Consider the following 10,999-nt stretch of genomic DNA (forward strand, 5'->3'; position numbering starts at 1 on the left):
ACGGCAGTAACGGTTTGAACGGCAGTAATGGTTTGAACGGCAGTAACGGTATAAATGCATCAAATAATGCCGATAACGAAGAAAGTACATTACCACGGACAGGCAAAGAAAAGAATTCTGACATGTCTTTAATAACTTTAGGTGGTTTGATGTTAATTGGTACGCTAGGAGATGAACTTCTAAGATTTTTAAAACGAAAAAATGAGAAATAAGTTTTAATAATTTAAAATCGAAAATTAAAAAGGGAGCTTATTAAAAAAACTCCCTTTTAATTAAGATAACAGTTTTATTACTAAATTAAGGCTTTTCATAATTAAGCTAAAAAGAAGATTAATACATTTTAATATTGAGTCTTTAATTATTTACCTTTTGTCAATATTTTCGTTGATCAAAATTAATACAATATTTCATCTAAAAATACTAGAATAATGGCTAATTTTTCTGTTAGCTATAATAACATATCCCATTGGTTGAATATTTAGGTTTTTAATGAGGAGAACATTAACTCTAAAATTATAAGGTAATCCAGCGTAATATGTTAAATATAAAATTTAGTTATTACTAGTATATACTAATAATATATATTATTTTAAAGTTAATTTAAGACAGACATGCTGTACACATCGCTCTATTGTTTAAACAACTTTTAAAATAAGTTTAGTGAATTATGTTATTTGCAGAGTAAAAAGCGAAAGGAAGCTTATCCAATGGCTATAGTACGAATAGATCATTTAGTATTAACAGTTAACAATATAAACGTAACAACTGATTTTTACCGTCATTATTTTGGTATTGAAACAATTAATTTTCAAGATGGCAGAGCTGCTTTGAAGATCGGACATCAAAAAATTAATTTGCACGAAGTAGATCATGAAACAGACCCTAAAGCCGCCTATCCAACACCTGGATCTGGCGATATCTGCCTAATTAGTGATAAACCGATTGATAATTTACTGGATGAATTCGAAAAAAATAATTTACCTATTGTTTTGGGACCTGTAATTAGAACTGGAGCAGAAGGTAAGATTCGTTCAATATATGTAAGAGATCCAGACCAGAATTTGATTGAAATTTCAAATTATATCAATTAGTAATATTTAAATAGTAAAAACATATCTAACATGATTCTTAAATTTAAGGATCATGTTTTTTTTCGTAATTTTTTTAAAAATTTTATCTCAATTTCGCGTATTTAATATTAGTACAAAGAAAAGGAGGTAATTGATGGGAATTAAGGATACAGTCAATAATTTGATTGAAGAAGCAATAAATAAACGTACAAGTGATATTTTTTTCTTATTGCAGAGAAATAAGTTAGCGGTTAATTTTAGAACAGTTGCAGGAATCAAAAATCAAGCTCAATATTCAGCGAATGAAGGAAAAGAAATAATTAATTTTTTGAAATTTGGTGCTCAAATGGATATAGCTGAACATCGCAGACCACAAGTGGGGGCTTTTGAATATGAGTATAAAAATGATGTGTATTACTTAAGACTTTCCAGCATTGGAGATTTTAATGATAATGAATCTTTGGTTGTGAGGATTATTTATCAAATTAGGTCTGGCAAATACTTTTTCAATAGGCAAATTGAAAAGTTAACAGACCTAACTAAAAAAAGAGGTTTGATAATTACCAGTGGACCAACAGGGTCTGGTAAAACAACAACTATGTATAATTTGGCGAAAATAGTAGGTAAAAACCAAATGGTAATGACTATTGAAGATCCTGTTGAAATTCAAGAGGCAGATTTTTTGCAAACACAGGTTAATTTAGCAGCTGATATTAGCTATGAGGGATTACTTGAAGCAGCTTTGCGCCATCGACCAGATATTCTGATTATTGGAGAAATTAGAAATAAAGTCACTGCAAGGTTAGCCGTAGATGCAGCTTTAAGTGGCCATCTTGTTTTTGCTACAGTTCATGCTAAAAGCACTTTACAAACTATCTCTAGATTAGAAAGTTTACACGTCAGTACAGCAGATTTATATAATTGTTTAACGGCTGTGAGTTATCAACGTCTTTTACCTACAACAGACGGTTTTGCCTGCTTGATGGATATAGATAGCGGCTCACAGCTGCAAGAAGATATTAGCCAAGAAAAAAGGTCAGATTTTGTCTACTGGTCAGAAAATTTAAGTGAGCTCAAAGAAAGAGGAAAAATAAGTGCGCAAATATTTGAGCAATATCAACAAGGATAAATTAACGAGTAAACAACGATTAGAGTTTTTGGAATATTTACAAAATAGTTTATCTAATGGCTTTTCCCTTAATGCGAGTTTAGAAATGATGCCTGTAATATGGCAAAATCACAAAAATATTTTTATTAAATTGTGTACAGAAATTCAGGCCGGAAAGAAATTGAGTTCAGAAATGTTAAAGTTAGGTTTTTCTAAAACGATAGCAACTCAAATCGAATTATCAATGGCACAAGGAAAGTTAATTGATTGCTTGACTCAAATTGCCACATTGAATCGTTTGAAAAATGACCAGCTTAAAAAACTAAAGTCTGAGCTGACCTATCCATTTGTTTTAGTTTTAATGATGATTTTCCTTTTACTATTTATGCAAACCTTTGTAGCGAAACAATTTGCTGAATCTGGTGAACATACCGGTGATTTCATGTTGTTAATTTTATTATTTTCCTGCTTAGTAATAATTTATTTTATGAGTGAAGTCTTACTTTTACTAAAAAAACAAGATTATGTTTCTTTACGTAAACTGAGGCATTTCCCCATTATTGGGCCGTTAGTTCAAATATATGTGGAATATATTTTAATTTACGATGTAGGACTTTTGCTTGCGAGTGGGTTCTCATTACAAAGAATTTGTGATTACGCTGCTATGCAGGTGGAAGGCTCATTACAACAACAAATTGGCTTGCATGTTGGTAAGCAGTTGGCTCAAGGAATAAGTCCTGACTTAATCATTAAAAAAGAAGACTTTTTACCCAATGAATTGCTTTTGTTATTACAAACTGGTTCAAAGAAAGTAGATTTAAGTAAGAAATTCATGCTTCTAGGAAATGTGCTTTTTAATGAATTAGCACAAAAAATAGAAAAATTGATTGTGAACATACAACCGTTTTGTTTTATTTTAATTGGGTTATGTATTATTGGCTTATATTTAAAGCTATTATTACCAATGTATGCAATGATGCAAAATATTTGAGGAATAACTATGAAAAAAAGAATACTAAATTTGATAACAAAGCAGAGTAAAGTTAAAGGCTTTACTTTAATTGAAATGGTAGTTGTAGTTGCAATAATCATGATGCTTTTAGTAATTATTGCTCCGAACTTAGCTAAACAGAAAAATAATGCAAATAAAAAAACAGATGATGCCTTTAAATCAACTTTACAAACTCAAGTGACTTTATACGAAGATGATAAAGATCGCAATGGTAAAACGATCAATTTTCAGAATATGTTTGAAGATGGTTATTTAACTAAGAAGCAACTGACAAAGTCGAAAGACTATGCTGTAAAAGATGGTATCGTTGAAAAGAATGCTAAATAAAGCTAATTTAAAAGGATTTACTATGGTTGAAATGGTCATTACTTTGACTATAGCAATAATTATTACTGGAATAGGTGCAATAGAGTTAAATGTTTATAAAGAAAAATTAATTTTAGAGAATACAGTTGGAGAAATTAGGAGTGCAGTAGAACAAGCTGCCCGTGTTTCAGCAACAAGCAAACAAACATGTGTTATTAGGTATTTTCCTAATGCAAAAGAAATAGAATTTGTTGGAGAAAACTATTTTAAATCATTAAAAATAGCCTATCCAATACATGTTTATAATTTGTCTATTTTAAGAATATCAACTACCGGTTCAATGGCTCCTCATACTATTACCATCAGTGATGGTAGGAATACACGAAAGATAAAATTACAAATGACTTGGGGACGGGCAATAAATGACTCATAAAAAAATGAGTGGTTTTCTAGTAATAGAAAGTATGATTGGGTTAATAATCGCATGTATTGGAATTAACACTGTAGAATTAATAATTGGTGAAAGTAGACTTATTGAAAGGAAAATTGAGCAAAAAACTGACCGTACATACGCTTGGAACGTAATGAAAAAAAACAACGTTAAACAGGTAATGGTGCATGACCACCTTTATCGCATTGTCGATAATAAAAAAATACTCGATATAAAAAATATGAAATTAAAAAGTAAAGGCTTTATTTTAGCTGAAGCAATGCTCTCAGTTCTTATTACCTTGATTGTAGTATTGATGTTACAAAATTTGTTAAAAACATTGACATTGGCTAATAAAGCGCACCATAAAACAGATGATATAGTTTTTTCATATGTGCAATTAAATCGGTTTATAAATGAAGAAAAGGGTATAAAGGCTTATACCTTACCTGAAGATTCTAATTTCTCAAAAGCAGTGTTTGTAAAAACAAATATGAAGGATGAGACAACTACTTATTATTTGACGATATATAAAGATATGTTACGTGTAACAACTCCTAAAGGCGGTCACATGCCTTTATTGCTAAATGTTGAAAAAGCTGATTTTCTTACAAGAGATAGGTTGATTAAAATAAATGTGACGGAAAAAGATGGTAGAAAGTCAGAATTATACTTTAAATTTGATTCTCGTCGTAATTTGAAGAAGAAGGTAGTAAATGATAAAAAGCAAAAGTTGGAAAATAAGAGGTAACGCACTTTTAAGCAGTGTTTTAGTTTTAACTACTTGTTTGATTTTTATTCAATTTTATTTAGAAATTTATCAGGAAAGTATGGAAAACAATTTTTTATTGGTTGACTATCTGATTAATAATTGATTTGCTTGCTCTAATAACCTTATTTCTATTAAAATGTTTAAGAGATAAGGGGAATAATTATGGATATTATAGAAAAACTTTTTAATAATTTTTTGGATTGCGTTAAGTGTTTACAAGAAGCATTGAATGTGTCTTTGGGTGATGCTCTAGTTGAAACTTTTGACAATTTAGAAAATAATCGGATAAAAGTTGAGTTGGGAGCTCCAGACAAAGAAACCGTTCAACAATTGAGTCAAAAGTATGCTAATTTGCACTACGATCAGCTTTCACCAAAAATTAAGATACAAATCTTCACTTTGTTAGTTTTAAAAGCTGTTAATGAAGATGGGCTAGATGCTAATCAAATGCCGACTCCACCTGCTATTGCTACTGTTATTGCTATGTTTATGCTCAAACTTTTGCCAAAAGACAAGCTAATAATTGCTGATCCAGCAATTGGCACTGGCAATTTGCTATTTTCTGTAGTCAGACAACTAAAAAATTCCAACCATTCTAAAGCGGATTTTGAACTTTATGGTATTGATAATGATGAAGAAATGCTAAGCTTTGCAGATATTGCAGCCCATTTGAATAAAATTGATATTGAAATGTTTTGTCAGGATGGTTTAACTCCTTGGATGTTTACAAGTCCAGATGTTGTTGTAAGTGATTTGCCTGTAGGTTATTATCCAGTTGATGAAAATGCTGCTAATTTTGCTACTAAATCTGTGAAAGGTCATTCGCTTGCTCACCTTTTATTTATTGAACAAATTATTAAGAACCTCAGTCCAGCTGGATATGCTTTTCTACTCGTACCACAGACAATTCTTTCTGGTAAAGGCGGCAGTGACTTCATGCCTTGGCTGTCGGAAAAAGTTTTTTTACGGTCAATAATTGAATTGCCTGACAATGCTTTTCAAAACAAATTTAACCAAAGATCAATTTTAATTTTTCAAAATCATGGAAAAAATGCCAGAAATAGTGAAGTATTTCTCACAAAGTTAGGTTCGTTTAAAAAGGAAGAAGACCTGATAAAACTTAATGTCAAACTAAATGAGTGGTATACTAAAAATATTAATTGATTTGTGAAAAGTTTAAAGTCTGTTTATGGAGGAATTAGATTTATGAAAAAAGTTTTAGCAATCAACTCAGGCAGCTCTTCATTTAAATATAAGTTGTTTGCTTTGCCGGAAGAAAAAGTCTTAGCAGAAGGAATTGCTGACAGAGTTGGAATTGATGGCTCTTCTTTTGAAATTGAACTGGCAAATGGTGAAAAGCACAGTGAAAAAGTTGCAATCCCAGATCAAGAAACTGCCGTTAATTTACTGCTCAAGGCTTTGAAACAATACCATGTTATTGGTGATTTAAGTGAAATTGTTGGTGTAGGCCATAGAATAGTTGCGGGTGGCGAGGAATTTACCGATTCGGCACTAATTGATCAAGAAAAATTGCAAAAAATTTATGATTTGAAGGAATATGCTCCTCTTCATAATCCTGCAGAGGGAAAGGGAATTGAAGCTTTCATGAAATTACTACCAGGTGTTCCTGAAGTAGGTGTGTTTGATACATCATTTCACCAAACTTTGGATCCTGTTCACTATATGTATTCGATTCCTTACCATTATTATGAAAAATATGGTGTTCGTAAGTATGGAGCTCATGGTACTTCAGTTCGTTATATAGTTGGTCGTGCCGCTCAAATGCTTGGTAAAGATGCCAAGGATTTGAGACTGATTGTTTGTCACCTTGGTTCAGGAGCATCGATTACTGCGGTTAAAGGTGGTAAGTCTTTTGATACATCTATGGGTTTTACTCCATTAGCAGGTATCACTATGGGTACTCGCTCAGGTGATGTTGATCCATCTGTTTTGCAATATATCATGAATAAAGACCATATTGACATTAACGAAATGATCGATATTTTGAATGATAAATCTGGATTATTAGGTATTTCCGAAATTTCCTCAGATATGCGTGACTTAGAGAATAATTCTGATAAAAAAGCTGATCTTGCTAGAGCTATTTTTGTAAACCGTGTCATTCAATATATTGGTTCTTACATGGTTGAAATGAAAGGTGCAGATGCGATTATTTTCACTGCTGGAGTAGGTGAGCATGATTCTGGTATTCGTGAAAATGTCATGAAATCATTTGAATTTATAGGTTTAAAACCTGATTTAGAAGCCAATAAATCAAATGGTGAGAAATTTATTACGAAGCCAGATTCAAAGATAAAAGCTTTAGTTATTCCAACTGATGAGGAATTAATGATTGAACGTGATGTTGTTCGTTTAGCTCATTTAAGTTAATGATAGAACATTTAATTAAATAGAGGAGTCGCTAAAAAATTTTAGCGACTTTTTTTGTTTATCTTTGATATTATAGTATTTAAAAAAATAATGCATAATCATTATGAAAAATTATATCTGATTGACAAAAAGACAGGATTGACTAAAAAATTTCGAGACAAACCTAATGGTGAGGGCTGAGTGGATGGTAATATGCAGCTTCTGGTGATACTCAGTTTTTTCCGGGATACTGTGTATTGTTGCCTATAAGAAATGTGTCATCATTGAAATAGAGAAATATCAACTTTTTTAAAGATACGACGATATTATGGCTGTAATTATAATATTTTGTGCAATACCGATGACTTGCTCCATGCAGTTTTTTTCCAAGATATTAAACAGAAAAGTCGAAAAGATTAGCAAATTATTTTGATTATAGGATTTGCATTATTGGTCTGTTTCTGACTAACAAAATGATTGGTTGGCCTCGCTGGAAAACAACTGAAACTCGAAAAAAAGGAAAAATAAATGATTAAATTAGTTGTAATTGATGTTGACGATACACTACTAAATAGTCAGGGAAAGTTACTTCAATTTACTACTGAAGTAATTAAGAAGGCAATAGCGCGAGATATTAAGGTAGTGCTCTGCTCTGGACGACCATTAGCTGGTGTGAAGCATTTTTTGAATGAACTAGGCATAGTTCAGGACAATCAATACGTTGTTACTTTTAATGGTGCTGTCATTGAGACAGTGACAGGTAAGACTCTTCAAAAATCTGGAATTGATCAAGCAACTTACGAAAAGATTGACCAATATTCTAAAAAGCTTGATGTGGATTACAATGTTGTCGATGAGAACAGTGCAATTATTACAAGTAATTTAAATGTTAATAGAATTACTGTTGTCCAGGCTTGGGTAAACAGTGCGGGTGTATTTATTAGAAAGCCTGATGAATTACCTAAAGATGATCAAATAATTAAGGCTGTTTTTGCTGACGAAAAAGACAAGCTTGATGAAATTGAAGCTGATGTTGTAAAAACCTTTGGTAAAGAAAATTATGTAGTGCGAGCAGCTGATAATTTTTTAGAAATAATGCATCCAGATGTTAACAAAGGGGTAGCACTAGAATTTTTGAGAAAAGAACTAGGATTTAAAATTAATGAAGTAATGGTAATTGGGGATGAACGAAACGATATACCAATGTTTAAAGTAGCTGGAACTTCAGTAGTTATGGCAAATGGTTCTTCTGAGGCAAAAAAACAAGCTGACTTTGAAACTGCATCAAATAATCAAAATGGAATTGCCTTGGCTTTTGAGCAATTTGTATTTTAGATAGAGTGCAAGGTTCCGCTCTGACATTAGGCAATTTAGCTTTGTTATGCTATAATTGTATTACCCAAAGCGGGGGTGTTTTGGGATTCGACAGGCGTAGATTCGCTTTGATTGCGGTTCGTAGGTCACGTCTACGTAAAAACGTCACAGTTTTATAACTGCAAATAAAGAAAATTCTTACGCATTAGCTGCTTAATTTAAGCGCATGTGTTGCTTGTTACCGAATTACTCACGTTTGGTTTCAAGTATCAACTTAGTGAGTTACGTTTAACTACCTCATCTGAATAGTTAAAAAGAGACATTTCCAGGTTAGCTAGTCCATACTAGCCCTGTTATATGGCGCTTTGGGCTAGTGAAGTTCAAATAATATAACTATGATCGTAGATGTCAGTGACGGAATGCGTTTGGACAGGGGTTCAATTCCCCTCACCTCCATATATAAAAATAAAAAGCTTGGTAAATCAACATTTATCAGGCTTTTTTGATGAAAAAGTTCGAAAAAAGTTCGAAAAAAATAATTAAAGATTCAAAGTGTCCATATATTGCCGGACTCTTTCACGGCCAGATTCAGTTGAGTGAGTGTAGTGTTTGGTCATAAACTCATCTGAGTGACCCATGACTGCCTGGACATCTTTAATGCTTTGACTCTTATTGAGAGTCGCGTATGTGTGGCGAAATCCATGTACAGTTATCTCTCTTAAATTAGGATTCTGTTTATAGATGTTTTTAAGCCACCGGTCAGGTTTTGAAATTGAAACATACTTGTTGCCAGACCCGTGAAAAACAATAGGGCAGATTAGCTTGTCTTTTTTATGATATTCATTTAAAACATCAATCATGTGGCTTGTTAAGACAGCAGTTCGATTGGAGTCAGCGCTTTTTGGAGTTTGCACTATTTGTCTATTATTCATACCGGTAGATAGGGTTTTGGTTACGCTAACCGTTTTTTGGTTAAAGTCAATATCAGACCAAAGAAGTGCTAATGCTTCGGATTTTCTAAGACCAGTAGTAGCTAGTAGCAGAAAATAAGTGTAATACTTAAAGTCATATTTTTGAGCAGCAGCTAAAAATGCTTTTAATTCCTCTAAAGTATAAAAGTTGGTTTTAATATCACGTCTTTTTCTTGTGGTTTTTTTCGGAATAATGATCATGTTAACTGGGTTGTCTTCGCGCCTGCAATAACGCATTGCAGCTGCATACTTATAAATCTGATCAAACCGATTTATTATTTCACGAAACTTAACGAGTTCTTGGGCTTTCTTATTGGCAAAACTTTGAAACTTTTCGCTGCTAATTTGGTCAATGTAGTCGTCCCCAAACCAAGGCTTAATATGAACGCGATAGTTGATTTGAGTTTTGTTTGCAGTTGATTCTTTGACCTCATTTTTGTAGATAGGGAACCATATCTTATATACCTCATCCACAGTCTTCTGCTTGGGTTTTGCATAGTGACGGGTACCTTCAAGCCGTACCTTGTCATAAGCGTCCTTGGCGTCGTTATAGTTGTCAAAGGTTCCGTTTGAAAATACACGTTTACCGGTCACTGGATCAAGTCCGATGTAAGTGTTGAACTTGTATCGTTTCTCACCATTCTTGAGCGTCAATTCTTTGATATGTTTGTCTCGCTTTGGCAATTAAACCACCTTTCTTTCTAAAATAATAGGCCTTTAAGAACTCGACTTCTTAGGGGCCTTTTTATGTTGAATGATTTACACGTCCAGGTAAAATTTATTTATCTAAATGTTGAATTGCATACTGTGCTTGCTCTGGGGTGAATTTCTCTCCAGCGTCACTAGTCAGCTGTTCTTGCAATTCTGATGTACTCATATGCTCTGTTTCTTCATAATTTTTCGCACATTTTAAAGCATTTTTGTTATAGTCAATTTTCGCATGACTTAAAGCGTAATTTGCAGCTGCTGGTGTAAAGCCTTCTCCAGCATCGCTAGTTAGTTGATCATAAAGGCCCTTATAGCTCATGTCACCATCTGTATTTTGATAGTCCATTAAAGTTAGCAAAGCATTTTTGTATTCTCTTGGAACACTAGCTGTTTTGCTTTTTGAAATCGGCTTACTTTTTTTAGGTGCAGCCTTTGGGGTTGCTTTTACCTTTGCCATTTGTTTTTTAGGCTTTTTAGCAGTCGGCTTTTTGGTAGGGGACTTTGACTTTTTAGTAGTCTGATGACTTCTGGCCTTGTAATCTTTATCATGTTGATCGGCTTCAATAGATATTGCTGTGAACCACGCTACGACAAGAAAAGCAATTAAGCCCCACGACCACCAACGCTTACTCAGCAGCTTTCTGGTTGGCTTTTCTCCTTTAGACTTAGCTGCTTGATATGACTCAGTTTTTTTAAGCTTCCTATCGAAAAATATCATGTAGATGATAAAAGCAATAAGAAGAACAAACCATAAAATTGACACTTTCTTCCTCCTTCAACAATTGCCACAGGTTTATAGTCACTGGCTTGGTGGACAAAAATTCAATTTTTCTTTTGGCTTTCACGAATCTTTTTTAAAAACCGGTCCCGGTCTTCTTCAGAGCTTTCAGAAGTAAGTACTGATTCGGGATGCTCTTCAATGTATTGAAGCAGTATAT

12 protein-coding genes and 1 other RNA gene are annotated in these 10,999 nt (G+C 33.0%); 11 read left to right on the plus strand and 2 right to left on the minus strand.

Annotated features, from left to right (window positions below; all coding sequences use genetic code 11):
- The 11 genes from Q0K80_RS08885 to ssrA all read left to right on the plus strand — a co-directional run.
- Nucleotides 1-212, plus strand: a 212-nt coding sequence (locus tag Q0K80_RS08885; RefSeq protein WP_294605557.1) for an LPXTG cell wall anchor domain-containing protein, incomplete at its 5' end; no start/stop codon positions are given.
- A 495-nt stretch (nt 213-707) separates the two neighbouring features.
- Nucleotides 708-1,091, plus strand: coding sequence for a VOC family protein (locus Q0K80_RS08890; protein WP_294605559.1), 384 nt, complete (start codon nt 708-710; stop codon nt 1,089-1,091).
- Nucleotides 1,092-1,224: 133 nt separating this feature from the next.
- Complete coding sequence (gene comGA / locus Q0K80_RS08895; RefSeq protein ID WP_294605560.1) at nt 1,225-2,199, plus strand: competence type IV pilus ATPase ComGA; 975 nt, start codon at nt 1,225-1,227, stop codon at nt 2,197-2,199.
- Nucleotides 2,165-3,169, plus strand: coding sequence for a type II secretion system F family protein (locus Q0K80_RS08900; protein ID WP_294605562.1), 1,005 nt, complete (start codon nt 2,165-2,167; stop codon nt 3,167-3,169). Before comGA ends, Q0K80_RS08900 begins: the two co-directional genes overlap by 35 nt.
- Nucleotides 3,170-3,178: 9 nt before the next feature.
- Entirely contained in the window at nt 3,179-3,517 is a 339-nt protein-coding gene (gene comGC / locus Q0K80_RS08905) for a competence type IV pilus major pilin ComGC (protein WP_294605564.1), read from the plus strand.
- Nucleotides 3,498-3,929 carry a Prepilin-type cleavage/methylation protein gene (locus Q0K80_RS08910; RefSeq protein WP_294605566.1) on the plus strand — a complete coding sequence of 144 codons (432 nt, stop codon included), beginning with the start codon at nt 3,498-3,500 and terminating at the stop codon, nt 3,927-3,929. The genes comGC and Q0K80_RS08910 overlap by 20 nt, the downstream gene beginning before the upstream one ends.
- A complete protein-coding gene (locus tag Q0K80_RS08915; RefSeq protein WP_294605567.1) occupies nt 3,919-4,677 on the plus strand; it encodes a ComGF family competence protein in 759 nt (252 codons plus the stop codon). The genes Q0K80_RS08910 and Q0K80_RS08915 overlap by 11 nt, the downstream gene beginning before the upstream one ends.
- Nucleotides 4,678-4,860: 183 nt before the next feature.
- Nucleotides 4,861-5,862, plus strand: a complete 1,002-nt coding sequence (locus Q0K80_RS08920) for a class I SAM-dependent methyltransferase (RefSeq protein WP_294605569.1) — start codon at nt 4,861-4,863, stop codon at nt 5,860-5,862.
- 42 nt (nt 5,863-5,904) lie between these two features.
- Nucleotides 5,905-7,089, plus strand: coding sequence for an acetate kinase (locus tag Q0K80_RS08925; RefSeq protein WP_294605570.1), 1,185 nt, complete (start codon nt 5,905-5,907; stop codon nt 7,087-7,089).
- Between the two features lie 507 nt (nt 7,090-7,596).
- A complete protein-coding gene (locus Q0K80_RS08930) occupies nt 7,597-8,403 on the plus strand; it encodes a Cof-type HAD-IIB family hydrolase (RefSeq protein WP_294605571.1) in 807 nt (268 codons plus the stop codon).
- A 71-nt stretch (nt 8,404-8,474) separates the two neighbouring features.
- Nucleotides 8,475-8,841: a transfer-messenger RNA gene (gene ssrA, locus Q0K80_RS08935) on the plus strand.
- A gap of 80 nt (nt 8,842-8,921) precedes the next feature.
- Here the strand turns inward: ssrA and Q0K80_RS08940 are convergent.
- Nucleotides 8,922-10,037 (minus strand): site-specific integrase, encoded by a 1,116-nt coding sequence (locus tag Q0K80_RS08940; protein WP_294605573.1) that lies wholly within the window; start codon nt 10,035-10,037, stop codon nt 8,922-8,924.
- 94 nt (nt 10,038-10,131) lie between these two features.
- Nucleotides 10,132-10,824: an Ltp family lipoprotein gene (locus Q0K80_RS08945; RefSeq protein WP_294605575.1), complete on the minus strand. Its 693-nt coding sequence runs from the start codon at nt 10,822-10,824 to the stop codon at nt 10,132-10,134.
- Between the last annotated feature and the right edge of the window lie 175 nt (nt 10,825-10,999).

Source organism: uncultured Lactobacillus sp. (assembly GCF_945290125.1).
Taxonomy (GTDB): Bacteria; Bacillota; Bacilli; order Lactobacillales; family Lactobacillaceae; genus Lactobacillus; species Lactobacillus rizhaonensis.

Bases quoted from the DNA above. Each gene is read 5' to 3' on its own strand.
- Q0K80_RS08890 (WP_294605559.1), top strand. From the start codon at position 708: ATGGCTATAGTACGAATAGATCATTTAGTATTAACAGTTAACAATATA.
- Q0K80_RS08920 (WP_294605569.1), top strand. From the start codon at position 4,861: ATGGATATTATAGAAAAACTTTTTAATAATTTTTTGGATTGCGTTAAG.
- Q0K80_RS08930 (WP_294605571.1), top strand. From the start codon at position 7,597: ATGATTAAATTAGTTGTAATTGATGTTGACGATACACTACTAAATAGT.
- comGA (WP_294605560.1), top strand. From the start codon at position 1,225: ATGGGAATTAAGGATACAGTCAATAATTTGATTGAAGAAGCAATAAAT.
- Q0K80_RS08925 (WP_294605570.1), top strand. From the start codon at position 5,905: ATGAAAAAAGTTTTAGCAATCAACTCAGGCAGCTCTTCATTTAAATAT.
- Q0K80_RS08915 (WP_294605567.1), top strand. From the start codon at position 3,919: ATGACTCATAAAAAAATGAGTGGTTTTCTAGTAATAGAAAGTATGATT.
- comGC (WP_294605564.1), top strand. From the start codon at position 3,179: ATGAAAAAAAGAATACTAAATTTGATAACAAAGCAGAGTAAAGTTAAA.